Here is a 23,949-nt window from a genome sequence, read left to right as displayed (position 1 = left end):
GGCACCCACCGGGTTCAAGGTGTGTGCCAACCAAGGTCGGCACCTACCAGAGCAACGGCGGTCAGCTGGTGGTGCGCAGCGGCGCCATCTTCCACAGCAACGCGCGGAACGGGGCCAGCAGGCAGACGCCAATCGCCAGCTTCACCGCCAGGTCGCCGGCAGCCCAGCTCACCCACGGCAGGGTCGAACCGGCAAACGCGATCGACCAGAAAATGGTGGTATCCACCGTCGCGCTGCAGGTGGTGGCCACCATCGGTGCGCGCCACCAGCTGCCACGGCGCAGGCGGTCGAACACGGTGATGTCCAGCAGCTGCGCCACGATGAAGGCCGAGCACGAGGCAATGGCGATGCGCGGGGTGGCCACCCAGATCGAAAGCAGCACCGCCACCGCGAAACCGATCCACGCCACGCGGCGGGCAGGGCCCGGGCCGAAGCGGCGGTTGATCAGGTTGCTGACCAGGAACGCGACCGGGTAACTGAAAGCACCCCAGGTCAGCCAATCGTTGATCGGGTACTGCACCAGCACGTTGGACAGCAGCACCACCGCGCCCATGGCCAGCACCGCCAGCACCAGGGCGCGGGCGGTCAACGGGGCAAACACAGGGGCAGGACGCACGGACATGGCGAGCCAGGGGGACAAAGGGGATCGCCCATTATCCGCCCGGCCCGCGGCAATGCCAAAACCGGCCGTTCAGCTTTACAGCGTTTCGCTCATCACATCGCCGGCGGCATAGGCGGTCGGCACATAGGCCAGCGCCTGGCCCTGCGCGCTCTTCACGGTCCAGCCGGCACCCGCGTCGGTCGGGTCGAAGCGCACCTGCTGGCCGACGACGAAACCGGCAATCGGGTCATCGCCTGCAGCCGCCGGCCATTGCAGCGTTGCGGTCTGGTCGGCCTTGCCGGGCACCTGCAGGTGCACCTGGCGATCACCGGTTGGCGTGGTGGCAACCTGCTTCACTTCCATCGGCGGCAGCGGCACCGCCGGCGTGCGTGCGGCGACCTTGCCGTTGCGCTCGCTGGCCTTGAAAGGGGCCTTGGACAGTTCGGCCAGTCCCATCGACGTGGCCAACGGAATCGACAGCACGATCAGCGACGTGACCAGCACGCTGGTCTGGCCGCTGTTCAACTGCGGCGCGGCGCCGGCATGGACGGTGGGCACCACCAGCGCCGAAAGCAGCAGGGCAGTGGCGGGAACGCGCAGGCAACGGAACATGGAGACCTCCTGATCAGGGTGGGGACGGCGGCTCAGCGCCGGGTGTCGAAGATGTCGCGCGGGCCGGTGGCCTCGGGCAGGTATTCCAGCGGGCGGCCCTGGTTGTCCTTCAACTGCCATCCCTGGTCGGCGCCGGTCGGTTCGAAGTTCACGGTCTGGCCCACGGTGAACTGCACGGCGGGATCGCCGATGCCGCGCGGGTACTGCATCGATGCGGTGTTCTGCGGATCGTTGGCATCGCGCAGCAGCACTTCGCGGCGGCCATCCACGGTGGTGGCGATGGCGCTCACCTGCATCTGCGGCAGCTTGATCTGCTGCGGGCGGGCCAGCGGCTGGCCAGCGTCGGCGGCATCCTGGGCTTCCTTCGCCGCCGCCGCGCGGGCCGACGTCACCATCTGCGTGGACATCTCCAGGCTCGGTCCCTGCGGGCCCGGGTCGTGGATGATCACGATGCGGCGCTCTGCATGAGCGGCCGTGGACCAGGCCAGGCTTGCGACGATCAGCATCGGCATCAGGACGGCGGGCAGGGTACGCATGTCGTTCTCCTTGCTGGATTCAGGGCGTGGCGGCGGCAGCACCAGCTACCGGCACGTGAGGGATCACCAGTTCCTGCTGCAGCTGGCTGCGCTGGTGCAGGAAATCGAACACCGATTCCACCGTCACCACCGAATAGTTGCCGGAGATGCGCTCGCCGGCCGGATGGTCAGTGGTGGTGGCGTTGGCCACGAACAGACGCGCACCCACGCGCTTGCCGAGGCCGATATGCAGCACGCTGGGCTGGTACTTCTGCTGGCGCAGCCACTGCTGCGCCTGTTCGCGCTTGACGATGGCCGGCGCGCCTTCGGTCTGCGCCATCGCCGCGGCCAGCACTTCCAGCACCCACTGGTTGGAGTTCTGGTAGTCGGTGGCAAACGGGTAGGCAACCACGTTGTATTTGGTTTCGTGCAGTGCCTTCGGCTGGATCGACGGCGACACCAGCATCGCTTTCAACGCGGCACGCAGCGGCGCCGAGGGCACGCCGATGCGCAGGTCGGTATGGCCGCCGCTCTCGCCGACGAAGTTGCCCAGCCCTTCGTGGTACAGCTGCGAGCTGTCGGTCTTGCAGCGGTTGAGCAGGTGCATCGCGCGCCAGCGGCCATTGTCCTCACGCACCAGGAAGGCCAGGTGGCTGTGGCGCAGGCCGTAGCGGCTCAGGTCCTGGCCACCGCGCGCGGCCACCACCACGTCCACATCGGGCAGCGCGTCCAGGCGCTCAGCGGTGGTCCAGGCCACGTCCAGCATCGCCGCCTGCGCGGCAACGCTCGGGTAGCGCTCGCGGCATTCGGTGCTGTTGGCCCAGGCCGGTGCGGTCGCCAGCAGGCTGGCGATCAGCAGCGCGGCGCGCGGCAGGTGGGAGAAACGATCCATGTCGATACCTTCAACGGCGGGCAGGCCCGCGCGCCGATCATACGCTGCTCAGCGCAGGGGACGATCCACGCCCTTGCGCTGGAGCTCCTTGTCGCAGGCATCGCTGATCGGGGCCACCGGCAGGGGCGGGCGCTGGCCCTTCGGATCGCGCAGCGCCGGTTGTTCGCGGTACGCGTCCAACTGCTGCTGGCATTGATACGAAATCGGATCCAGCTCGGTGGGCGTGGTGGAACAGGCAGCGAGCAGGGCCAGGGGCAGCAGGAGCAGGGTACGCATGAAGGCGTTCAGAGTGATGGGGGAAACTGGACTCTAACCGCGGTACCGGATCGAAATGTTCAGAAAACGCTGGGCACCCGGCATTACCGTGATGCCAGGTGCCCAGGATTGCCGGCCAGCGGCCGGCACTACCCCGCTGCCAGGCGCTGTTTCACTTCTGCCGCCACCCGCGCGGTTTCGCGCAGCGGCTCGATACGGTCGTACTGCCAGTCCAGCCAGTGCGCCTGCAGCCGCCCGCGATCGCGCAGCTGCTGCTGGAAGCGTGCCAGCCGGCCCTGCACGGTATCGGCCAGTGCCACCATCACCGGCATGCGCGTGGCGCAGGCTTCAGACAGCAGGTTCACCGAATCGGGCGAGACCACCACGCGGTTGGCCCAGCCGAGCAGGCCGCCATAAGGATTCGTGCCGTCGCCGCCGTCGCCCCAGATCACGTGCGGCAGGTCGGCGAACGTCGCGCGCAGGATCTCGGCCAATGCCGGTGGCGTGCGCCGCGAAGTCGTGGCCAGCAGGCTGCCGCCCTCGCTGCGGATCTGCTCGGCCAGCGCCTGGAACACGCCCACCATCGCGGTCTCGTCCCATGGCGCCAGCGGCGTCGGACCGCCCACCAGCAGCGCGGTGCGCGGGCCGGGCAGGGTACTGAAGCCAGCGAACGCGGCGCGGCCCCAGGCCAGCCAGTCATCGTCCACCGGGTTGAGGCTGCCGAGCAGGGTCAGCACGTTGCTGCCACGCAGGGCATCGTGTTCGGGCACCACCACCATGTCCCAGTGGCGGGCATTGATGCGCGGGTCGAGGATCTGCACCACCTGGCTGCCACGTGCGCGCAGCACGCGCAGTGCGCCGGCGGCCTGGCGGCCACAGCCGATCGCAAGCGGCGGTGCGTCCGCGGCGAGTGACGCGAAAGCCTCGCCGTAGCCGTTCACATCACCGGGCAGCCGCCGCGGCGACAGCCAGCGCCAGGGGGCGCGGGGCTGCAGGACCAGCGGGCGATGGGTGCCCTGGCGCAGCGCAGAGGCCAGCGCGACCGCCTGGCGGACATTGCCGGCACGGCCGTCCGTGACCGTCCAGGGCGCACTCGATCGTTTCACCTGTGGCATTAATTCGTTTCAGCCCTGCTGGGTGTTGCAACAGTCGCGACACTCTACACTGCGGCTCGTCGTTTCGCCCCGCGCCGCCCGCGGGCACTGACTTCCCTTAGCCGCCCTGGAGATCCACCGATGTCCCACGCGCTCGACGCTGCTGCCCTCGACCAGCTGTTCCGTACTGCCCGCACCCAGAACGCCTTCCTCGACAAGCCGGTCCCGGCCAGCCTGCTGCAGGAACTGTATGACCTGGTGAAGTGGGGCCCGACCGCCGCCAACACCACGCCCGCCCGCTTCGTCTTCGTCACCTCGAAGGAAGCCAAGGCCAAGCTGGCCCCGGCCCTGTCCGAAGGCAACCACGACAAGACCATGGCCGCCCCGGTCACCGTCATCATCGGCTTCGACCTGGACTTCCACGAGAAGCTGCCGTACCTGTTCCCGCACACCGATGCCAAGGCCTGGTTCGACGGCCCGCAGGAAGGCCGCCACGAAGCCGCCATCCGCAACGGCAGCCTGCAGGGCGCCTACCTGATCCTGGCCGCACGCGCGCTGGGCCTGGATGCCGGCCCGATGTCCGGCTTCGATGCAGCCAAGGTGGATGAAGCCTTCTTCGCCGGCACCTCCATCAAGTCGAATTTCCTGGTCAACCTGGGTTACGGTGACTCGGCGGGCCTGTTCCCGCGTCTGCCGCGCCTGTCGTTCGACGAAGCGGCGCGCATCGCGTAAGTCGCTGTATCGGTTTCGGGCCTGCCGTCCCGTGGCAGGCTCTTGCTGCACCGTGTACCCACCCTACGATCCGGAGAGTTCCTCAGATGAGCGCCACCCGTAAACTGCTGCTGCCGCTGGCCCTGACCCTGGCCATCGCCGCCTGCTCCAAGCCGGCCGACACCGCTGCCCCGGCTGCTGACGCTGCCGCCCCGGCCACCACCGAACAGGCTGCCACCCCGGCTGCCGACGCCGCTGCCGCCGCGCCGGCCGCCGAAGCGATCAAGATCGCCTCGGGCACCTACAAGCTGGACCCGACCCACACCGACGTGCTGGCCCAGTGGAGCCACTTCGGCTTCTCCAACCCCAGCGCGCACTTCGGCAACGTCGAAGGCACCCTGGTGTACAACGCCGAAGACGTGACCAAGTCCACCGTGGAAGTGAAGCTGCCGCTGAGCGGCCTGAACAGCTTCACCGCGAAGTTCGACGAGCACCTGAAGAGCGCCGACTTCTTCGACGCCGCCAAGTTCGCCGATGCCACCTTCAAGAGCACCAAGGTGGAAGCCGCTGGCACCAACAAGCTGACCGTCACCGGCGACCTGACCATCAAGGGCATCACCAAGCCGGTCACCCTGGACGTCACCGTCAACGGCGGCGGCGAGCACCCGATGGCCAAGGTTCCGGCGGCCGGCTTCGATGCCACCACCACCCTGAAGCGCAGCGATTTCGGCGTCGGCGCCTACGCCCCGAACGTCAGCGATGAAGTGAAGATCCGCATCACCACCGAAGCCACCGGCGAAAAGCCGGCTGCTTGATGCACCCCACTCACTCGTCGTGAGAAGGCAGAAGGCCCGCTGAAAAGCGGGCCTTCTTTTTGGGTTCTGGTAGAGCCGGCCGCTGGCCGGCTGCATGCTAGGTGCCCGATGCTGATGGGGTTGCCGGCCAGCGGCCGGCACTACCCGGTAGGTGCCAACCTGCATCTGGTAGGTGCGGACCTGCATCTGGTGGGTGCGGACCGTTGGTCCGCACGATCCCTCAGCGCAGCGCGCCCAACCATGCCACGCACGCCTCGCTCGGGCTCTGCTTGGCCTTCACCGCCAGCCCGCTCACGCGCGCGAAGGTCTGCGCGGCCTGCGCCACCACTTGGCGTGCGATCAGCGCCGCCTGCTTGGTCGCGGCCTGCTGCTTGCGCAGCTGCACGATGTTGATCGAAGGCCGGCCCACCGGCGCGTACTTCTGGTCGCGGCGCAGCACATCGGCTACCTGCGCCACTTCGAATTCGGCCTGCAGGTAGCGGTGTTGTGCTTCCACCAGCTCACGCAGCGGTGCGCGCAGGGCAGCGGTGTCGGCGAAGGCGGCCAGTGCCGCGTCACAGGCGGCGTCATCGGCAAAGCGGGTACGCAGCGCATCCACGCTGGCCAGGGTCAGTTTGGCCATGTGGCCCTCGTTGCTGCAGGAAAGGAGCGCGATTGTCGCATTGCTTGCTGGCTGATGCGTTGAACCGGGCGGCGGAATACCTGTAGAGCCGAGCCCATGCTCGACTCATCGCGCGCAGCGCGATGCGTGCGGGTTTCGGGCTGCTGCCGCTGCTGATCTTCGCGCTGCAGATGGCATCCAACGCGGTAGTGCCGGCCGCTGGCCGGCAATTGCAGGTTCCTGCCGAGGGTTCATGAGGTTGCCCCCCCGCGGGCGGCCCGGCCGGGGGCCGCCATTGCCCGGGACCGCCCGGGGGCCCGGGGGGGGGCCGCCCCGCGCCCGCCACTACCCATTCGAAGGCGTGCCGACCAACGGTCCGCACCTACCGTCTTTTGTTCAATCGCCGTCGGTTTCGTCCGGGTGGGCCTTCCAGTAGCCGGTGGAACGGATCCAGTCGCGCGGCACGCCCAGGTGGCCTTCGATGAACTTACGCATCATCCGTGCGCGGCGCGATTCGGTGGCGATCCAGTAGAAGACATCGCCGTCCGGTGCCTCGAAGTCGGTCAGCATGTCTTCCAGAAGCGTGCTGGTCGCCGCCGGGAAGCCGTTGCGCTCCAGCCAGTGGATACGCACGTTCTCGTACTGCGGCAGGTCCTGGCGTTCGGCTTCATCGCTCACTTCGATGAAGGCCTGCACCTCGGCATCCTCCGGCAGCACGTCCAGCCAGCGGGCGATGGCCGGCAGCGCGGTTTCATCGCCGATCAGCACATAGGCCTCGTAGCTGTCGGCCACCACGAACGAGCCGCGCGGGCCGCCGATCACCAGCGTGTCGCCAGCCTTGGCCTGCTCGGCCCACGGCCCGGCAATGCCCTGGTCGTGCAGTACGAAGTCGATGGCCAGCTCGCCGGTCTCGTGGTCCCACCAGCGCGGCGTGTAGTCGCGGGCCGGGGAAGGCTCCTTGCCGGCCGGATAGCTGCGGCCTTCGGCGGTGACCACCGGCAGCACCATCTCGCCGCTGGCGTTGGGAAAGAACAGCTTGATGTGGTCGTCGGCGCCGGGCGAATCGAAGCCGACCAGATCGTCGCCGCCCAGCACCACGCGTCGCATGTGCGGGGTGACTTCTTCGGTGCGCAGCACGGTCAGTTCACGGAAGCGCACATCCAGGCGCAGGCGCGTGTTGTTGTGTTCGGTCATGGGGATACCTGTAAATGTGTCGCGCGGGGGCGCGCGGCGTAGGGGCGACCTGGCTGGATTCAGTCTGGCTGGGTCGTTGAAAAGGGTGGGCTCTCGCTACCGGCGGTACCGTTGAGCAGCGCGGATGCCCGCGTCAGCAGCGCCGCTACTTCTTCCGCCTCGCCCTCGGCCCAGCGGCCGTGGTGGTGCACCAGCGCCCGCTTGAACTCGCGCAGGGCACCGGCCAGCGGCGGCGGCAGCGAGGCCTTGGTGATCTCGCGGGCACGGTCGAAGGCGCGTCGCTGCGCCAGGCGCACCTGGGTGCGCTGCACCTTCAGCTCGAACTCGCCGGCGGTGGTGATGCGGAAGATCCGCTTGCCGTCCACTTCCTCGGCCTCGATCCAGCCGGCCTGCTCGAAGCTGGCCAGCAGCGGATACATGGTGCCGGCGCTGGGCGTGTAGGCCTGCATGAACTGGTTGCTGATCAGCTGCATCAGCTCGTAGCCGTGGCGCGGCTGCTCGCCGATCAGGGCCAGCACCAGAAGGCGCAGGTCGCCGCGGCTGAGCACCCGCGGCTGGCCGTTGCGGCGTGGCACTTCCGGATTGGTGGAACGGGCTCTGGGAGAAGCGGTACGGCTCATTTCGATATATCGGTAAACGAGTGTGCAAACGATATATCGATATATCGAAGCCGACAATCATCGATCCGGCCACAAGCAGGTCAGTTTTGGGCCACGGCCAGCCCCGCGCACAGCAAAAGGGGCGCCCCTTGCGAGGCGCCCCGGCAACACTGTGGAAGGGAGTGAGGCAGGGCCAGACGGCGGACCGAAGCGGGCGAGGCCAACACTCGAGGCCTACCCTGAGGGCAGGGCGGGGGGCGATCCAGAGGCAGGTGCGACACGTTGTCGCCCGTTCAGCGCCAGCACGCGGAGCCGATACAGGTGGGCATGGCGCTGCCCTACAACCGTCATCGGCAGCGGTAACACTGCGTCCTGCACATGGGCGCAGCGGCCCGCAAGCGACAGCCCGCGCAGCCAACAAGGCCCGCCGCAGGGCCTTCAGCGGGCCCGGCAAGCCCCTTGCGGACACTGGCCGGTTGCATCCATACGCCTGCGTAGCCAAGTGACGAAAGCCCTTGGTGCGCTACACTTTGCGGTCTAGAAATCTATACAACAGTCGCGCGCGTGCGTGCGGTTATGGGAGCGCTAATGAACTGGTTGAACGAGGTGCTGAACAACGACCCGAATCCTGTGGAAACCCAGGAGTGGATCGAGTCGTTGAAGGCCGTTATTGATGTCGAGGGCTCCGAGCGCGCGCATCAGTTGCTGGAAGGCATGGTGGAACTGACCCGTCGTTCGGGCGCCTACCTGCCGTTCTCTCCCACCACCGAATACGTCAACACCATCGAACCGCAGTTCGAGGCCAAGAGCCCGGGCAATGCCGAGCTGGAATGGCGCATCCGTTCGATCATCCGCTGGAACGCGATGGCCACCGTGGTGCGCGCCAACCGCAAGCCGGGTGACCTGGGCGGCCACATCGCCTCGTTCGCCTCCGGCGCCACCCTGTACGACGTGGGCTTCAACCACTTCTGGCGCGCCCCGAGCGAGAACCACCCGGGCGACCTGCTGTTCATCCAGGGCCACAGCGCCCCGGGCATCTACGCGCGTTCCTTCCTGGAAGGCCGCATCAGCGAAGAGCAGCTGGACAAGTTCCGCATGGAAGTGGACGGCGGTGGCCTGTCCTCGTACCCGCACCCGTGGCTGATGCCGGAATACTGGCAGACCCCGACCGTGTCGATGGGCCTGGGCCCGCTGGCCGCCATCTACCAGGCGCAGTTCATGCGCTACCTGGAAAACCGTGGCCTGATCGAGAAGTCCGACCGCAAGGTGTGGTGCTTCATCGGCGACGGCGAGAGCGACGAGCCGGAAACCCTGGGTGCCATCGCCCTGGCCGGCCGTGAGGGCCTGGACAACCTGATCTTCGTGGTGAACTGCAACCTGCAGCGCCTGGACGGCCCGGTGCGCGGCAACGGCAAGATCATCCAGGAACTGGAAGGCGTGTTCCGTGGCGGCGGCTGGAACGTGATCAAGCTGCTGTGGGGCGGTTACTGGGATGCCCTGCTGGCCAAGGACACCAATGGCGTCCTGAAGAAGCTGATGATGGAAACCGTCGACGGCGAATACCAGAACTGCAAGGCCTTCGGCGGCGCGTACACCCGCGAGCATTTCTTCGGCAAATACCCGGAAACCGCTGCGATGGTCGCCGGCCTGAGCGACGACGACATCTGGCGCCTGAACCGTGGTGGCCACGACCCGCACAAGGTGTACGCCGCCTACCACCAGGCCGTGAACACCAAGGGCATGCCGACCGTCATCCTGGCCAAGACCGTGAAGGGTTACGGCATGGGCAGCGCCGGTGAGGCACTGAACCCGACCCACCAGACCAAGAAGCTGGACGACGAAGCGGTGCGCCACTTCCGCGACCGCTTCAACATTCCGGTGACCGACGCGCAGCTGGCCGACGGCCAGGTGCCGTTCTACCACCCGGGCCCGGATTCGCCGGAAGTGCAGTACCTGCAGGAACGCCGTGCCGCACTGGGTGGTTACCTGCCGCAGCGCCGCCGCAAGGCCGACAAGACCTTCGTGGCGCCGAAGCTGGAAGCCTACGAGCGCCTGCTGAAGAGCAGCGGCGAGCGCAGCTACTCCACCACCATGGCCTTCGTGCAGAGCCTGAACATCACCCTGCGTGACAAGGAACTGGGCCCGCACATCGTGCCGATCGTGGCCGACGAAGCCCGTACCTTCGGCATGGAAGGCCTGTTCCGCCAGATCGGCATCTACGCGCCGTTCGGCCAGAAGTACAAGCCGGTGGACGCCGACCAGCTGATGTTCTACCGCGAAGACCAGAGCGGCCAGGTGCTGCAGCAGGGCATCAGCGAGCCGGGCGCGATCGCCTCGTGGATGGCCGCCGGTACCAGCTACTCGGTCAGCAACGTGCCGATGCTGCCGTTCTACATCTACTACTCGATGTTCGGCTTCCAGCGCGTGGGCGACCTGGCCTGGCAGGCAGCGGACATGCGTACCCGCGGCTTCCTGCTGGGTGGCACCGCCGGCCGCACCACGCTGAACGGCGAAGGCCTGCAGCACGAAGATGGCTTCAGCCATCTGGTGGCCGGTGGCATCCCGAACGTGCGCAGCTACGACCCGACCTTCGGCTTCGAAGTGACCGTGGTGCTGCAGCACGGCACCAAGCGCATGATGGAAGACCAGGTGGACGAGTACTACTACGTCACCCTGATGAACGAGAACTACACCCACCCGGAAATGCCGGAAGGCGCGGCCGAAGGCATCATCAAGGGCATGTACCTGCTGACCGACGCCGGCAAGCCGAAGAAGGGCGAGCTGCGCGTGCAGCTGCTGGGTTCGGGCACCATCCTGCGCGAAGCCATTGCCGCCGCCGAGCTGCTGGACAAGGATTTCGGCGTGACCGCCGACATCTGGAGCTGCCCGAGCTTCAACGAACTGCGTCGCGATGGTTTCGACGTGGAACGTGCCAACCGCCTGCATCCGGAAGGTGAGCAGCGCAAGGCCTACGTGACCGAGCTGCTGGAAGGCCGCCAGGGCCCGGCGATTGCCGCTACCGACTATGTGCGTGCGTATGCGGACCAGATTCGTGCGTTCGTGCCGATGTCTTATACGGTGCTGGGTACCGATGGTTTCGGCCGTTCGGATACGCGTGCGAACCTGCGTCGGTTCTTTGAAGTGGACCGGTACTACATCGCGCACGCCGCGATTGCGGCGCTGGCGAAGGAAGGGAAGATGACCGCGAAGGATGTGGCCCGGGCGATCAAGCAGTACAAGATTGATCCGGAGAAGGCTAATCCTGTTGGGGTTTGATTGAAACCGGATTGAACTAAGAAGAGGCGGCCATTGGTCGCCTCTTTTTTTGTGCATAATCGATCAATCGGTCCAGCCATAGCAAGGAGCAGGGGGATGACAATCGTTGCAACGCCGGCTGATGATTTGGAAGGGCAGGTTCTTGATAGTGGCTGGATAGTTGGCCCGAAGATCGGAAAGAAGAAAGGCGGTACTGGTTCGAATTTCGGAGTGTGCTATTCCGTTACCCGAGGCGAAGAGTTGGCGTTCATGAAAGCAGTGGATTTCAGGACGGCTCTCGCCCATTCCGATCCATTGCGAGCGATGCTTGCACTTAGCACTGAGCTGACGTGGGAAAAAGAGGCGCTAGAGTTCTGTGCGGAGAACGGCCTCTCAAAAATTGTCAGGCTAATCAGCCATGAGTACTTTAGTTCGCCAGGCATCACGGACCCTGGCATGAGAGTGTCCTGTCTGGTTATGGAGGTTGGGGCGGGGGATCTTCGGGGCGAGCTCTCGGTGAACGCGCAACGTCCCTTTTCTTGGGTGTTGTCTGTAATGCGAGATGTATGCCTTGCAGTGGACCAACTCCACAGGAAAGGCGTCTGCCATCTGGATGTAAAACCTTCCAATGTCATTGCCATGGACTCTTCTGATTGCGAGAGCGTGCCCGTAAAGCTAGGAGATCTTGGTCGCGTCGTTAGGAAGGGAGTCACCGGCCCATTTGATAGCGCCAACTGGCCGGGGGATAGGGGGTATCAGCCTCCCGAAAAATGGTATGGGTTCCGATGTGCAAACTGGAACGATGAGCGAGAGGCCGGAGATGCCTTTCTTGTCGGGAGTCTGTTTGTGTTCCTGATTACGCAAATTCCAATGCCTACGATGATTTACAACGAACTCCCTGATCCCTATAAGCCTGAGTTGTACAGAGGTAGTTTTAATGAGGAACTTATTAACGTTCTGAGGCTTGCACAGGTCCGTGTTCTGACTGCGCACGTCATTCCTTCAATACCGAGCACTTTCAGGGATGAGCTTGAAAGAATGCTGCTTGAGTTGACTCATCCGGATCCCCGTGTTCGTGGGAATAATAAGGCTCGCAAAGCAGGGACAATAGGCATAGATCGTTACCACCAGCGGTGGCATCAGATGGCTAGGAGGATGAAGTATGATGAATCGAGGGTGGCGGTATGACGTACGCGCTTGCGCGCCGTAGGCTGCTTCCAAAATGGCGTCGAATTACTTCGACGCTTAATATGTCAGAAGCGCAGCCAGAAGGGCGTAGTAGCGCACATCCTATTGCCTTGGATAAAAACGATCTTGATCGTGCTATCGATGCATGGCGAAAAAATCCAACATCAGGGCACATGGGAGACGTTCTCTCTTTTGCTGTCTCGGCAGAGAGTCTTGAGTCCGTGCGACAAGTGCTAAAAGTTGCACTGAATCAGGGTGCCGATCTATCGGCCGCCCAAAGGAGGTTTGCAGAAGATATCCTTGGAGTAAAAGCCCGAAACGAGGTGGTTAGTGGAGTTCTAAATAGTGCTAAATATCTCGAGGAGCGGACTAGACAGGTGAAGCTGTTGTTTAGTTCGGATCCAGGAAATCCCCTCGTTCTGTTGGATATGGCCCAGCTTCGATTGGCTCAGGGTGATGTAAGAAAAAGTGAGAAATTGCTTCGGTCGGCTAAGCAGTTCTCGCCCAATGACAGGCTTGTGCTGCGCATAACATCTAGATTTTTGACTCATGTGAATAGGGCGGACGAAGCTCATCATTTGCTAGCGAGTCATGCTAGAACTGCAATTGATCCTTGGTTGATGGCAAGTGAGATTGCGCTTTCTCAGATGGTAGGGAAAAGCTCGAAATTCGTAAGGATCGGACAGCGAATCATCAAAGAGAAGTCTCAACCGAGCGCGAGCACAACGGAGCTTGCTGCTGCCTTGGCTGGCGTGGAATTGGCTTCAGGAAACTATAAGCGTGCTCGCGAGTACTACAGGGGGTCGTTACTTGCTCCAAACGACAATGTTATGGCGCAAGTTATAACGGATCAGAGGATTCTGTCTCTTGATGCATCTTCATCCATTCTGCAGTCAGGAAGTGCGAATCCCTACGAAGCGAAGGCGCTAATTTCTTGGAGGAATGTGGACTATGCGGGCGCTTTTGACGCGGGCGTTTCATGGCATGCGGAAGAGCCATATTCAAGTCGTCCATTGCAATTCTTGACTTCATTCTTAAGTGCTAGCGCGGACTATGAAGACGCTATAATTCTTGCCCGGCGGGGTCTGGTTGCTGATCCTGACGATGTTGGGCTTGAAGTAAATCTTGCCTACGCGCTTGCGGCTACCGGTGATTTGGAAAATGCGGAGCGTTTGGCTAAAAAGGCTAAATCATCGGATCCTTTGAAATTCGCGGCTCAAGCGACAGCTACTTTGGGATTGGTCGCTATGAAGCGGGGGGACTTTGTTCGGGCGGACGAGTGCTATCTGAGCGCTCTGGACACATTCTCGAAAAGTAATGACAAGGCACTCTATTCAATCTGTCAGGCCTATTATGCTCGAACGGCGTTCGACTGTGGCCACGAGAGGGTGGGCGAGATCATAGATGCCGCTGTCGAAGGTTATAGAAAGAGCCCTGTTCCCGACTCTGCATTCATCTTGAAAGGTCTCGGTGCGGATATATCGAAGAAAGCTGACAGAGATGATGGGGTGAAGCGTGTCATTCAGTGGGAGTTTGACTCAGAAAAGGCGGAGTTGATAAAGAGGAATGTGCTGGTGGATGTGGGTGCTCCCATAATTATTAATCGGAGCAGATAGTTTTTGCACATCTAATCCAGGCTGCTAGAATCTCCTTTTCAATATTTGCAAAGAAGATTGGTTGGGTTCCCGTGGGTTTTGTCATGTTTGCGCGCTGGCTCACGCCGACTTTTTGATCTTAGAGATCCCTGTCCAAGAGGGAGTCTTAGGATCGTCATGATTGGCTCCTTACTTAATATCTAGACGTGACGCAATCGGCTCGATTCGGTACGATGAACGTCAGGTGGCTACTGATGATTTATGCATGGGACGTATAAGCTCGGCTATTGAGTTGCAGGAATTCGTCGTAGGTCAGAACTATTCACGGCAGCAAGTCGCTTCGCTTGGAGGGTTGGCAGTACCCCGTGAGATCTATGGGACCCCCTGGGCTGACGGTATCCTGGAGCTTGAGAACGCCGTAGTTCTGTTTGTCACGCTCGAGAAGGAGGGCGAGGCCGGTTACCTCGACGTCTTCGACGGCACTGACTTCTACTGGGAAAGCCAGAATCGAAACAGCCAGGCGTCCCCGATCATCCGAAGGATCTCCGGCGGTTCGCCGGCCTATCTGTTCGCTCGGATGAGGGCAAAGACTCGCGGCACTTCGAATGCTTCGCCATTCATCTACTGCGGGAAGCTCGACTTCGTGGCAATGGACGGAGAACATCCCGTTACATGCCTGTTCGATGCGATCGATATTGGAACTGACCAAGGCGAGAGCCTAGCCGAGATACTACGGTGGCGGCCGAGCGTTTCCTCGAATGACTTCTCCAAACGCCAGGTGCGATTGAAGGGCCATGAACGCAAGATCCTGCCGCCGGCAACAGCGAGATCATTCACCAGCCCTGCGCCAACCGCAATGACTGACCAACTGATATACGAAGTCGTGCTAACCGACGGCGCAATACGTAATGGTTACATCGCAGTGGATCCGAGTTGGGCAGGCTTCGATGCAGCGATGCTCGGCCGTCCGGATGTGGCTTCAGGTAAGAGATCAACTTTTACATTCCCTGATGGCTATCAGATCACCTCCGATCTGCGAGCCAGTGGACCGGGCTCGGCCCGCATCCGCGCACGGGTTGCGCCCGCGCTTAGGCGCCTTGGGGTAGCGGCGGGCGATTCGCTGCTCATCATTCAAGAGACAAACGGGCAGTATCGAGTCGAAGCGCGCAAGGGCAGCCGAGACACGTTTGAGCTCGGCTACGTACGTCTGCGCGAACGCTTCCTCGGACGATTCCCCGAATTTGCCGGCTTCTCTAAAGATCAGCGCCTGCTGCGCGAAACTATCTACAAGCGTCAGCTAGTAGAGCACTACAGGTCATTGCTGCTGCCTGCGCTAGATGCTGGTGGGCCGAAGGGCGTGTGGTCTGCGCTGATCAAATTACTGCGAGTTCGTGTCGGCGCTGAGAGCCCGCAGCCGCAGAATGTGGTTGGATGGAGAATCGTGGCGCAGTTGGCCGAATTGTCGGGCATAGATCAGGTAAGACTAGGCAAGGCTGTCCTTTCAATGCTTAGGGCTGAATCAGTGTCTACTGGGCTGGAGGCATTCAATCGAGGCACCTCCAAACTGAGTTTGCCGCTACAGCCCGCAGGTCAGCGGTCGCTCTCAAGTCTGTTGCTTACGCTCGAAGACTCGAAGCACTACTTCTTCATCAAGACCGGGCAGATGCGCCGTGCCCTGGAGATGCTCGATCCGTCCTTTGATTTCCGCAAAGGTGGCATGACCGGTGATGAGTGGGAGCGCATTCGCGCGCTATCAGCCCGACTCGCAGTTCGCCTCTCTGAAGACGGGTGGCCGCCGGCAGACATGATCGATGTACAGTCATTTCTCTGGGTAGCCATCGCCTACGAGCAGGGGAACGGTGCGGAGTCTGAGGAAGAAGATGTAGCTGAAATTGGAGCTGAATCTGAAGCCGAAGATGAAGCCGAAGATGAAGATGAAGCTGTGGAAGAGGACGACGACATGCCGGTGATGCACGCTCCCTCCAACACCATCCTTTATGGCCCGCCCGGCACCGGGAAGACCTATGGAGTCGTGAATATGGCTCTGGAGATCCTCGACCCGGCGCTATCTGCCGCCACCAATGGCCAGCGGGCGGATGCGCGTGCAACGCTCAAGCAACGCTTCGATGCGCTGCATGAAGAAGGGCGCATCCGCTTCGTCACCTTCCACCAGAGCTTCGCTTATGAGGACTTCGTGGAGGGCCTGAAGGCTCGTGCGGGTGCAAGCGGTGCGCTCGAGTATGGCGTCGAGAACGGGGTCTTCCTCGAACTCTGCATCGATGCGCAGCACAGCGACCTGCCGTACGTGCTCATCATCGACGAGATTAACCGGGGCAACATCGCCCGCATCTTCGGCGAGCTCATTACCCTCATTGAGCCCAGCAAGCGGCAGGGCATGGATGAAGCGTTGTCCGTTCGCTTGCCGTACTCCAAGCAAGATTTTGCGGTGCCAGCCAACTTGCACATCATTGGCACAATGAACACTGCGGACCGCTCGCTGGCTGCGATGGACGTAGCATTGCGCCGACGCTTCCGGTTCATCGAAATGCCGCCCCAGCCGGAGCTGCTTGATTGGGACGTCGACGGTATTCGCGTGGGTGAACTGTTAAGTACCCTAAACAATCGTATCGAAGTGTTGCTCGGCCGGGACCACCTCATCGGTCATGCGTACTTGATGGGCGCCAAGGATCTGCCTGGGCTGGCTGAGGCGTTCCGCTTGCGCATTCTGCCGTTACTGCAGGAGTACTTCTTCGAAGACTGGCGGCGCATCGCTTGGGTGCTGAACGATGATGCGAAGCCGCAGGGTGAGCGCTTCTTGCGCCAGCGCGAGCTGCAGTTGAACCGCCTGTTTGCTCCGGAGGCAAAGCTCGCACCTGACACTGCCAATTGGTATATCCATGAGGCAGCGTTCGAGCAGGCAGCCAGCTACAGGGGAATTCTCGTCGGCCAGGCAGACTGACCGATGGCTGTGCTCACTGTGCGCGAGTATGCGCGGATCGGCGTTTCAGAAGGCGGTCCGCGGCAGGAGGGGCTGGATGCCGCCTTCTTGCCGCAGGCGTCCTTTGACTGGCTCTGTGGTGAGTTCGAGCGCTTGCGCGCGGGCGGTGCGGCTCTCATGCAGCGCGATGGCGCACGCTGGCTGCGTCTGGACCAGTATGTGGGTGTAGTGGAATGTCCCGACGGCACCACATTGGAGGTGCTGCCGAAGCACGTTGAACATCCGGATGATGCGCTGGGCGCGAGGCGGTTGCTGCGCCGCATGCTATGCACCGTGCTAGACCTCCCACCGAGGGAAGGTAGTCCTGCCGACGTGACTCTGTTCGATACGCCCTTAAATGAATGGGTCATGGGGCGATTCATCGGCGCGCTGGATGAACTACTAAAGCGCGGACTTCGCTTCGACTACACACAGTTCCGCGAGGAGCAGTTATTCCTGCGTGGTCGCCTGGATATGTCGCGTCAGCTACGTCAGTCGCCCACTCGTGCCCACGTCTTCAACATCGAGCACGATGTGTTTAGCGAGGACAGGCCTGAGAACCGGCTACTGCGCGTCGCCCTGGATCGCGTGTGTGCACGTACGCGCAACGCGGGAACCTGGAGACTTGCCCAGGAGTTGTCTACGCGTATGGCCAGCGTGCCACGAAGTACCCAGGTGGCTAACGATCTGCGCGCTTGGGGCAGCGACCGGCTGATGGCCCACTATCGTGAAGTCCGTCCGCTATGCGAGCTGATCTTGTCGGGCCAGAGTCCCTTGGCATTGGCGGGCGATTGGCGCAGCCCAAGCATGATGTTCCCCATGGAGCGGCTGTTTGAGCGCTACGTGGGCGCTTGCCTAGCGCGCCAGTTCGCGCCGGAGTGGCGGGTTGGCGGTGCAGCGTCGGAGTACCTGTGCAGCCATGGCGGGGCAAGCTGGTTCAATCTGATTCCAGATTTTCTGCTGCGACGAGGCGATGAGCTCCGCGTACTTGACACGAAGTGGAAGGTGCTGGATGCGACGGCCAGCGATGCGCGTGAGAAGTACGGGCTCAAACAATCCGACTTCTATCAAATGTTTGCCTACGGGCAGAGCTACCTGGGTGGAGCAGGGCAGATGGCGCTGGTCTATCCGCAGCACGCGGGATTCGCGCAGCCCCTTTCCGCCTTCGATTTCAGCGCCGAACTACAGCTTTGGGTGTTGCCCTTTGATTTAGAGCGTGGATTGCTGGTGATGCCTGAACACTGGAGGCCGAATGGCAACGTCTCTCCTCAAGTGAGCCCACCCGCCGCGCATAGCGGCGAGCTCAGTAGCTGGGTTCCCTTAACTATCTGAGCCGGCCGCTCATGCACACGTGCTACTCCCGCACCTGCAACCGCTCAGTCACCTGCGCAGTCAACGCCACACAAGCCATCTTCAACCCCTCCATCACCCGATCCCCCAGGTACTCCTCGGGCGCGCCGTTCTGCCGAGTCCTTTCCGCAGCCAACATCAGCCCCGCCACCACACGCAGCCCGGCCAGCGCACAATCCGCGTCCGCCAGCTGAAGACACCGCCCAGGCAGTTGATGCCGTTCCGGCCAAGGCTGGCCGTCCGCAGCCGCACCGGTCTCGATGCGGTGCAACGTGGCGACGAAGGCGTTGGGATCGACGGACGGTTCGCGCTCGGCTTCGGCGTTGTCCGGATCGTACTGCGCGTGCAGGGAACGGAAGTCCGATGTGTTCATGGCAATGCTCCGTACAGGATAGATAGCAGCGCCACCTATAAAGGCGGCGGACGGTGCGTGTCTCGAAAACCGGTGAGTACCCAAGCCGGCGGGCCCGAAGGCCCCCACGCACCGCCCGCCATGGAACGCGAACGGATTGCCAGCCGGCGCCATCCGAAGATGGCGCCGACTGGCAAGCGTAAAGCACTGGGTATTCAGACGGGTTTTCGAGTCCCGCGCCACCCTTTTCCGGTGGCACGCCAAGAGATACCCGTGCAGCAACCAAATGCCAAGAAACCACAGGACGGATGATTGCCAGTCCTGACGCTTTTGGCATTGTCGCACACGGTGTTAAGCCAGCAAGCGATTGCGCCGCATGGGTCTTGAAGGGCTTGGCGCTATTGGCTCCAAGCGCAGGAATGCCCGCAGCCAGGGCCATGGCGTAGGGCCAATCGCGACAGATTGGACCAGCGGTTCAGCCCGGCGGTGCCTCGGCCGTGGGCACGAAGGTCAGACGGACCCGCACCCGCACATGCAGCGCGATGCCCTCAACCACGACCGGATCAAAGCGCCACTGGCGCACTGCGGCAAGGGCCGCGCGATCCATCTCCCGCAGTCCGCTGGACCGCGCCACCATCACGTTGGAAACGTGGCCCAGCTCATCCAATTGAGCAACCAACAGCACCGCCATGGGAGCCTGCAGGAAGGTATCGGGCGGCGTGGCAGGGGCCGTTGAAGACTCAATGGCAGGTGCCTGCTGCAGCTTGAAGGAGGGGTTGTCACCGGCCTCTACAAACACTTCAGTGGAAACCTGCGGGTCTGCCGCCATGGCCATGGCAGGTGTAGCGCCCAGCAGCATCAGAGCGAGGTGCAGTGCCGGGGCGGAGTTCAAACGGGGCATGCGTGGTTTCCATTCCGGTGCGCCGCCAGCATAGCGACCATTCACTGGCATCGCTTGCCTTGAATGCCAGTGTGCTGGCCTGCTGCGCGGATCACATAGGAGCGCCCGGCCGTGGCCACAGCGCATCGTCGCGCTCGAGGTCGTAGTCGCTGCCGAACGCCAGTGCAGCCTCGCGCGGTGGGAGGTCTGCGTAGCAGCCCAGCAGGTGCTCATCCATGCCGGCATCGCTATGGTCGATGGCGAACAGGTGGAGGAGCTCTTTGTCGAAGGCTTCGAGCCATGCGGGATCGATCCTGGTCATGGGCATCCTCCGGGGGGAGCAGAGGATGGTCTACCGCCATCTCAGAGGGTGCGATTACGGGCAGTACCTCCTTCTCAGTCATCACAGGGGCTCATCAGCGGAAGCCGCGAACTCATCGCATCCGCCTCGAAACGACCATGCCAAGAGGGGTAAGCTCCATCAGCGACATCATTGCAGGGAATCCAGGGACGCAGGCGATGAAGCGAAGCCCCACCCAAGGCCCTCAAGCGGGCCAGTTCTACCTGTTCTCACCAGATCTGGAAAGCAGCCGTCCTTTCCGGGGCGCCGAGGTTGAGAACCTGTCGGTGTTGCTCGATCCACCGCGCATCATTCTGCGCCCGGACAATGGGGGTTTCCCGGCGCTTTGCGAGACGCCACGCATCGTCTTCGACGCTTCCAAGGGCCCTGAGCCACGTGACCTGGAGGGCGGCTTCAGCGGGTACTGGCTCGTCTCGGAACGGCTATGGCAGGTGATGAATTCTGTGGATCCGCATGCGTTCGACTTTGTTGAGTGTGATGTCCGCCTGGCCGATGGCACAGCTATTTCACGGCGTTTCCTGTGCGACGTGGTGCGTGAACTGGACGCGATAGACGAGGAGTGTTCAAGGCTTGATATCGAGATCGATGAAGACTTCGTCAACGGAAAGTTCTATTCGATTGCAGGCGAGGCGAGTCTGGCCATTCGCCCGGAGGTGGTGCGAGATGCGCATGTCTTCCTGACTCCATTCAGTACCTTCGTGATCGCGAGCCGCGAATTTGTTGATGCAGTTCACGCGGCGGGGATTCCCACGAGTCCTCGGGATAGCGGCATCTCCTTCGTGGACGCTGCGGCAATCTGACCTTGGGGAGCAGACAACTGATGGCAAACCAGCTGCGACGTGTTGAACAGCCGCACGGTTCAGTCAGGCACGCCCGGCTGTAGCCGCTGCCCATCGTCCGGCTCCACGTCGTAGTTGCTGCCGAACACCAGGACTGCCTTGTGCGGTGGAAGGTCCGCGTAGCAGCCTACGAGCGATCTCGATTCACATTTACAGCGTGAGATGACAAGCATGCGATCGGACTCCACCCATCAGCCGCGCCAGGGCGAGTTCTTCAAGCTTCGACCGGATGCCACCCGAGGAGGAAAGGGCCACGGGGTGGTCTTTGACAACGAGGATGCGTTGCTTGCGACTCCCAGGCTGATCCTCTTACCCGAGGCCGGTGGCTTCCCTCCACTGCGTGAAACCCCGCGCTTGGTCTATCGGGAGCGGCAGGGCGTCCCTCCACAGGATCTGGAAGGCGGGTTGAGCGGCTATTGGCTGGTCTCCGAGCGTTTGCGCCAGGTCATGGAAGAGATTGACCCTGACGCGTTCGTCTTCGCTGATACCGACTACCGCTTGGAAGACGGCTCAAAGGGGCCAACCTACTTCCTTTGCGACGTGGTCCGCACGCTGGATGCCTTGGATGAGGAAGCCTCCCAGCTCAAAATCATGATCAGCGATGAGTACAAGGCAGGGAAATACTACCGCCTGACCGGTGATGTCCGGTTGGCGTTCAATCGCGAAGTGCTGGGTTCGGCTCACGTGTTCAGATTGCCGTTCCATGTCGGGGTATTCTGCGACCGAACGTTCAAAGATGCGGTGGAAGCTGCCGGCATCGTCACGGCCAAGAGATCCAACGGGCTCTGGTTTGAAGATGTGGTGAACTGCTGAGTCGGTCCCGCCGACGCCAACTTCGCGACCGATGCTGCAAGTTTGCAAAGTGCGGTACATGCCTCTAATTTGGAGAGGAACAGGCACATGCCCACGTTAGAACGTAATCAGCCTGTGCCCGGCGAGTTCTATCTGCTCATGCCTGACACGACCCGAAGGGGAAGAGGGCATGGCGTTGAGATCGAGAATGAGGACGCACTGCTGACGCCTCCCAGGCTGATCATCCGCCCCGAAGAAGGCGGTTTCCCTCATCTGGCGCAGAGACCGCGCCTGGTTCTCGATCCAAAGCTGGGGGATCCACCGCAGGACCTCGAAGGAGGAATGAGTGGCTACTGGTTGGTATCAGAGCGCCTCAAGAAGGCCTTCACCGAAATAGATCCCGTTGCCTTTGAGTTCGTGGAGTGTGACTACGTGCTTCCGGACGGCACAGAGGGCCCAACGTACTACCTGTGCGAGGTTGCTCGCGAACTGGATGCCGTCGACGAGGAAGCGTCGAAGTTACGGGTCATCGTTGATGAGGGCTATCCGGGCGGAAGGTTCTACGACCTTCGTGGCGGAGCAAGCTTGGCATTCAAGAGGGACGTAATCGGGGGCAGTCATGTCTTCAGGAGCCCCTACTCCGGCGATCTTGTCTACTGCGATCGCATGTTCCAGGATGCCATACGAGCTGCGGGAATCGGAAGCGAGTGTGAAACGCGCGGCGTTCGGTTCATCGATGCAAGCGATATCTAGGAGAGGCTGGCGCGATAAGGTGCGGACGCCGTACGGAGTCCGGAGCCAAGAGGTCACAATGAAAGAGGGAAACGTCCCGAGTGCCGGTGAGTTCTACCTACTTACGCCAGATACGAGGGGTGGCGGGCGTGGCCGAGGCGTGGTGTTGGAGAACAAGCGGGAAATCACCTTGGCAAGTTATCTCAGCTTGCCACCAGGAAATGGGGAACTTTCCGCATTGAAGGAAACCCCTCGACTGCGGCTTGACAGCAGCTTGGGTGAAATGCCAAGGGATCTTGAAGGAGGCTTTAGAGGCTATTGGCTGGTGTCCGAGCCGCTTCGATGCCTCCTTGATGCGATTGACGGAGCGGGTTTTGAATTCAGACGCAGCGTCGTCACTCTTGAGGATGGATCAGCAGGCGAGGCGCGCTATCTTTGCGAAGTTGTGCGCACGCTGGACGCGATTGGCGAGGAGGCATCCACCGTGGAAGTACTGTCGGATGGCTACCCGAATGGAAAGTTCTACGACATAACGGGCGGCGCTGATCTTGCATTTCGAAAGGATGTAATTGCTGGGGCACACGTCTTCAGGACGCCCTTCACCGCAGATGTCTACTGCGACCGGGTTCTGCGTGATGCCCTGATCGAGTCCGGGTTTGGAGTCCCGCCGGCCACTCGTGGCGTCTGGCTCATGGATGCGGCCAGTCTGTAGTTCGCTGCGTGTGGGGCGGCGTATGCTGGCTTGCTGAGTAGATGCATAACAATGGAATCGTTCTGCGTGCCATTGACCGGGTGTGACTGGGGCCCGTGCTATGGGATGGCTCGGGTATTCCGCGCGAGATGGATCCCAATTTCTTGTTGATCTTCAGGCGAAGCGAGCAATGACTTCGAATCTGACAAAGAAGGGCGAGTTCTTCGAGTTGCGCCCAGACGCCCGACGGCGCGGCAAAGGGCATGGCGTCGTTCTTGAGAACGAGTCTTCCCTGAAGACGCCTCCAAATTTCCTCTTGCGTCCCGATCAGGGGGGCTTCCCGCCTCTGCGCGAGACCCCGCGCTTGGTGTATTACCCAAGCGAAGGGTGGCTACCGGAGGATCTTGAAGCTGGGATGAGCGGCTATTGGCTCGTTTCCGGGCGTCTCCGCGAGGTGATGGCGGCCGTGGACCCAGGAGCTTTTGCGTTCAGGGAGACTGACTATCGACTCGCTGATGGAGCAATGGGTGGCCCCTATTTCCTTTGCGATGTCATCAGGACCATCGATGCCTTGGATGAGGCAGCATCCCAGCTGAAGATCATCGTAAGTGACGACTATGAAGAGGGGAAATACTACGATCTGACGGGCGACGTGCGTCTGGCATTCAAGCGGGAGGCCATCGTTGACGCCCACGTGTTCCGGCTCCCCTACTACGAGGGAGTCTTCTGCGACAACATATTCAAGAGCGCAGTAGAAGGCGCCGGCATTGTGACCGCCAGAACATGCAACGGGCTTTGGTTCGAAGACGTTGTGAACTGTTGAGCCAGACGGCCCTCCGAAGATTGAGTAGTGCTGCGGTTTCGAGCCCAATCTTTAATGACAATGCGATTGGGCGTGTTCTGTGGTGACAGAGACCGTAGCCTGCTTTCAGGCTAGGTATACAGGAACGCCTGATGTGCGGCACACCTATCAATCCAAGCGAGGCCAGCAGATGCTGCGATTGGGACGACGGATGGATTCATAGGCTTCTGATTGCTTGCTGTTGAT

General features: G+C 62.0%; 24 protein-coding genes. 12 read left to right on the top strand and 12 right to left on the bottom strand.

The window, feature by feature from the left end; all coding sequences use genetic code 11:
* Positions 1–61: 61 nt before the first annotated feature.
* From V3B25_RS18135 to V3B25_RS18110, 6 genes are all read right to left on the bottom strand, one after another.
* On the bottom strand, positions 62–622 hold the full coding sequence (locus V3B25_RS18135; RefSeq protein ID WP_004139497.1) for a queuosine precursor transporter: 561 nt from the start codon (positions 620–622) through the stop codon (positions 62–64).
* A gap of 75 nt (positions 623–697) precedes the next feature.
* Complete coding sequence (locus V3B25_RS18130; RefSeq protein WP_065724830.1) at positions 698–1,213, bottom strand: hypothetical protein; 516 nt, start codon at positions 1,211–1,213, stop codon at positions 698–700.
* 32 nt (positions 1,214–1,245) lie between these two features.
* Positions 1,246–1,749 (bottom strand): hypothetical protein, encoded by a 504-nt coding sequence (locus V3B25_RS18125; protein WP_004139502.1) that lies wholly within the window; start codon positions 1,747–1,749, stop codon positions 1,246–1,248.
* A gap of 19 nt (positions 1,750–1,768) precedes the next feature.
* Positions 1,769–2,620, bottom strand: coding sequence for a DUF2145 domain-containing protein (locus tag V3B25_RS18120; RefSeq protein WP_032130025.1), 852 nt, complete (start codon positions 2,618–2,620; stop codon positions 1,769–1,771).
* Positions 2,621–2,668: 48 nt separating this feature from the next.
* Positions 2,669–2,896: a hypothetical protein gene (locus V3B25_RS18115; RefSeq protein WP_004139505.1), complete on the bottom strand. Its 228-nt coding sequence runs from the start codon at positions 2,894–2,896 to the stop codon at positions 2,669–2,671.
* Between the two features lie 128 nt (positions 2,897–3,024).
* Complete coding sequence (locus V3B25_RS18110; RefSeq protein WP_329811168.1) at positions 3,025–3,990, bottom strand: mitochondrial fission ELM1 family protein; 966 nt, start codon at positions 3,988–3,990, stop codon at positions 3,025–3,027.
* Between the two features lie 120 nt (positions 3,991–4,110).
* Here V3B25_RS18110 and V3B25_RS18105 point away from each other — a divergent pair, with 120 nt between their 5' ends.
* A complete protein-coding gene (locus tag V3B25_RS18105) occupies positions 4,111–4,701 on the top strand; it encodes a malonic semialdehyde reductase (protein ID WP_004139510.1) in 591 nt (196 codons plus the stop codon).
* 86 nt (positions 4,702–4,787) lie between these two features.
* A complete protein-coding gene (locus V3B25_RS18100) occupies positions 4,788–5,495 on the top strand; it encodes a YceI family protein (protein WP_005407837.1) in 708 nt (235 codons plus the stop codon).
* 220 nt (positions 5,496–5,715) lie between these two features.
* Here the strand turns inward: V3B25_RS18100 and V3B25_RS18095 are convergent, their stop codons facing one another.
* The 3 genes from V3B25_RS18095 to V3B25_RS18085 all read right to left on the bottom strand — a co-directional run bounded on the left by V3B25_RS18095 (position 5,716) and on the right by V3B25_RS18085 (position 7,910).
* Positions 5,716–6,117, bottom strand: coding sequence for a hypothetical protein (locus V3B25_RS18095; RefSeq protein WP_329811164.1), 402 nt, complete (start codon positions 6,115–6,117; stop codon positions 5,716–5,718).
* A 375-nt stretch (positions 6,118–6,492) separates the two neighbouring features.
* The gene (locus V3B25_RS18090) at positions 6,493–7,290 is read right to left on the bottom strand and encodes a siderophore-interacting protein (protein ID WP_329811162.1); all 798 of its coding nucleotides are present in this window, start codon (positions 7,288–7,290) and stop codon (positions 6,493–6,495) included.
* Positions 7,291–7,349: 59 nt separating this feature from the next.
* Positions 7,350–7,910 carry a PadR family transcriptional regulator gene (locus tag V3B25_RS18085; protein WP_049421165.1) on the bottom strand — a complete coding sequence of 187 codons (561 nt, stop codon included), beginning with the start codon at positions 7,908–7,910 and terminating at the stop codon, positions 7,350–7,352.
* Between the two features lie 567 nt (positions 7,911–8,477).
* Here V3B25_RS18085 and aceE point away from each other — a divergent pair.
* The 5 genes from aceE (at position 8,478) to V3B25_RS18060 (ending at position 18,236) form a co-directional block, all read left to right on the top strand.
* Entirely contained in the window at positions 8,478–11,165 is a 2,688-nt protein-coding gene (gene aceE / locus V3B25_RS18080; RefSeq protein ID WP_329811159.1) for a pyruvate dehydrogenase (acetyl-transferring), homodimeric type, read from the top strand.
* Between the two features lie 96 nt (positions 11,166–11,261).
* Positions 11,262–12,332 carry a hypothetical protein gene (locus V3B25_RS18075; RefSeq protein ID WP_329811158.1) on the top strand — a complete coding sequence of 357 codons (1,071 nt, stop codon included), beginning with the start codon at positions 11,262–11,264 and terminating at the stop codon, positions 12,330–12,332.
* 62 nt (positions 12,333–12,394) lie between these two features.
* Positions 12,395–13,948 carry a hypothetical protein gene (locus V3B25_RS18070; protein WP_329811156.1) on the top strand — a complete coding sequence of 518 codons (1,554 nt, stop codon included), beginning with the start codon at positions 12,395–12,397 and terminating at the stop codon, positions 13,946–13,948.
* A gap of 244 nt (positions 13,949–14,192) precedes the next feature.
* A complete protein-coding gene (locus V3B25_RS18065; protein ID WP_329811154.1) occupies positions 14,193–16,886 on the top strand; it encodes a DUF3427 domain-containing protein in 2,694 nt (897 codons plus the stop codon).
* A gap of 3 nt (positions 16,887–16,889) precedes the next feature.
* A complete protein-coding gene (locus V3B25_RS18060) occupies positions 16,890–18,236 on the top strand; it encodes an McrC family protein (RefSeq protein ID WP_329811152.1) in 1,347 nt (448 codons plus the stop codon).
* Between the two features lie 22 nt (positions 18,237–18,258).
* Here V3B25_RS18060 and V3B25_RS18055 read toward each other — a convergent pair whose 3' ends face one another.
* The 3 genes from V3B25_RS18055 to V3B25_RS18045 all read right to left on the bottom strand — a co-directional run bounded on the left by V3B25_RS18055 (position 18,259) and on the right by V3B25_RS18045 (position 19,808).
* Positions 18,259–18,627 (bottom strand): hypothetical protein, encoded by a 369-nt coding sequence (locus V3B25_RS18055; protein WP_329811150.1) that lies wholly within the window; start codon positions 18,625–18,627, stop codon positions 18,259–18,261.
* Positions 18,628–19,081: 454 nt separating this feature from the next.
* Entirely contained in the window at positions 19,082–19,507 is a 426-nt protein-coding gene (locus V3B25_RS18050; RefSeq protein ID WP_329811147.1) for an energy transducer TonB, read from the bottom strand.
* 91 nt (positions 19,508–19,598) lie between these two features.
* Entirely contained in the window at positions 19,599–19,808 is a 210-nt protein-coding gene (locus tag V3B25_RS18045; protein WP_329811145.1) for a hypothetical protein, read from the bottom strand.
* Positions 19,809–20,005: 197 nt separating this feature from the next.
* On the opposite strand from V3B25_RS18045, the gene V3B25_RS18040 reads away from it, so the two are divergent.
* From V3B25_RS18040 to V3B25_RS18020, 5 genes are all read left to right on the top strand, one after another.
* The gene (locus V3B25_RS18040) at positions 20,006–20,647 is read left to right on the top strand and encodes a DUF1629 domain-containing protein (protein ID WP_329811144.1); all 642 of its coding nucleotides are present in this window, start codon (positions 20,006–20,008) and stop codon (positions 20,645–20,647) included.
* Positions 20,648–20,857: 210 nt separating this feature from the next.
* Positions 20,858–21,499 (top strand): DUF1629 domain-containing protein, encoded by a 642-nt coding sequence (locus V3B25_RS18035; protein ID WP_329811142.1) that lies wholly within the window; start codon positions 20,858–20,860, stop codon positions 21,497–21,499.
* 87 nt (positions 21,500–21,586) lie between these two features.
* On the top strand, positions 21,587–22,231 hold the full coding sequence (locus V3B25_RS18030) for a DUF1629 domain-containing protein (RefSeq protein ID WP_329811140.1): 645 nt from the start codon (positions 21,587–21,589) through the stop codon (positions 22,229–22,231).
* Positions 22,232–22,289: 58 nt separating this feature from the next.
* The gene (locus V3B25_RS18025; protein ID WP_329811138.1) at positions 22,290–22,922 is read left to right on the top strand and encodes a DUF1629 domain-containing protein; all 633 of its coding nucleotides are present in this window, start codon (positions 22,290–22,292) and stop codon (positions 22,920–22,922) included.
* Between the two features lie 169 nt (positions 22,923–23,091).
* Positions 23,092–23,724 carry a DUF1629 domain-containing protein gene (locus V3B25_RS18020; protein ID WP_329811136.1) on the top strand — a complete coding sequence of 211 codons (633 nt, stop codon included), beginning with the start codon at positions 23,092–23,094 and terminating at the stop codon, positions 23,722–23,724.
* Positions 23,725–23,949 lie beyond the last annotated feature (225 nt).

The organism is Stenotrophomonas sp. SMYL8 (genome assembly GCF_036320065.1).
GTDB classification, from domain to species: Bacteria; Pseudomonadota; Gammaproteobacteria; order Xanthomonadales; family Xanthomonadaceae; genus Stenotrophomonas; species Stenotrophomonas maltophilia_A.
The sequence above is the reverse complement of the archived record's forward strand: the minus strand, read 5'-3'. Positions and strand labels throughout refer to the sequence as shown.

Coding starts and splice junctions, on each gene's coding strand:
- V3B25_RS18040 (WP_329811144.1), top strand. CDS start 20,006: ATGAAGCGAAGCCCCACCCAAGGCCCTCAAGCGGGCCAGTTCTACCTG.
- V3B25_RS18070 (WP_329811156.1), top strand. CDS start 12,395: ATGTCAGAAGCGCAGCCAGAAGGGCGTAGTAGCGCACATCCTATTGCC.
- V3B25_RS18095 (WP_329811164.1), bottom strand. CDS start 6,117: ATGGCCAAACTGACCCTGGCCAGCGTGGATGCGCTGCGTACCCGCTTT.
- V3B25_RS18130 (WP_065724830.1), bottom strand. CDS start 1,213: ATGTTCCGTTGCCTGCGCGTTCCCGCCACTGCCCTGCTGCTTTCGGCG.
- V3B25_RS18105 (WP_004139510.1), top strand. CDS start 4,111: ATGTCCCACGCGCTCGACGCTGCTGCCCTCGACCAGCTGTTCCGTACT.
- V3B25_RS18135 (WP_004139497.1), bottom strand. CDS start 622: ATGTCCGTGCGTCCTGCCCCTGTGTTTGCCCCGTTGACCGCCCGCGCC.
- V3B25_RS18050 (WP_329811147.1), bottom strand. CDS start 19,507: ATGCCCCGTTTGAACTCCGCCCCGGCACTGCACCTCGCTCTGATGCTG.
- V3B25_RS18125 (WP_004139502.1), bottom strand. CDS start 1,749: ATGCGTACCCTGCCCGCCGTCCTGATGCCGATGCTGATCGTCGCAAGC.
- V3B25_RS18060 (WP_329811152.1), top strand. CDS start 16,890: ATGGCTGTGCTCACTGTGCGCGAGTATGCGCGGATCGGCGTTTCAGAA.
- V3B25_RS18085 (WP_049421165.1), bottom strand. CDS start 7,910: ATGAGCCGTACCGCTTCTCCCAGAGCCCGTTCCACCAATCCGGAAGTG.
- V3B25_RS18020 (WP_329811136.1), top strand. CDS start 23,092: ATGACTTCGAATCTGACAAAGAAGGGCGAGTTCTTCGAGTTGCGCCCA.
- V3B25_RS18115 (WP_004139505.1), bottom strand. CDS start 2,896: ATGCGTACCCTGCTCCTGCTGCCCCTGGCCCTGCTCGCTGCCTGTTCC.
- V3B25_RS18075 (WP_329811158.1), top strand. CDS start 11,262: ATGACAATCGTTGCAACGCCGGCTGATGATTTGGAAGGGCAGGTTCTT.
- V3B25_RS18035 (WP_329811142.1), top strand. CDS start 20,858: ATGCGATCGGACTCCACCCATCAGCCGCGCCAGGGCGAGTTCTTCAAG.
- V3B25_RS18110 (WP_329811168.1), bottom strand. CDS start 3,990: ATGCCACAGGTGAAACGATCGAGTGCGCCCTGGACGGTCACGGACGGC.
- V3B25_RS18100 (WP_005407837.1), top strand. CDS start 4,788: ATGAGCGCCACCCGTAAACTGCTGCTGCCGCTGGCCCTGACCCTGGCC.
- V3B25_RS18025 (WP_329811138.1), top strand. CDS start 22,290: ATGAAAGAGGGAAACGTCCCGAGTGCCGGTGAGTTCTACCTACTTACG.
- V3B25_RS18065 (WP_329811154.1), top strand. CDS start 14,193: ATGGGACGTATAAGCTCGGCTATTGAGTTGCAGGAATTCGTCGTAGGT.
- V3B25_RS18055 (WP_329811150.1), bottom strand. CDS start 18,627: ATGAACACATCGGACTTCCGTTCCCTGCACGCGCAGTACGATCCGGAC.
- aceE (WP_329811159.1), top strand. CDS start 8,478: ATGAACTGGTTGAACGAGGTGCTGAACAACGACCCGAATCCTGTGGAA.
- V3B25_RS18045 (WP_329811145.1), bottom strand. CDS start 19,808: ATGACCAGGATCGATCCCGCATGGCTCGAAGCCTTCGACAAAGAGCTC.
- V3B25_RS18030 (WP_329811140.1), top strand. CDS start 21,587: ATGCCCACGTTAGAACGTAATCAGCCTGTGCCCGGCGAGTTCTATCTG.
- V3B25_RS18090 (WP_329811162.1), bottom strand. CDS start 7,290: ATGACCGAACACAACAACACGCGCCTGCGCCTGGATGTGCGCTTCCGT.
- V3B25_RS18120 (WP_032130025.1), bottom strand. CDS start 2,620: ATGGATCGTTTCTCCCACCTGCCGCGCGCCGCGCTGCTGATCGCCAGC.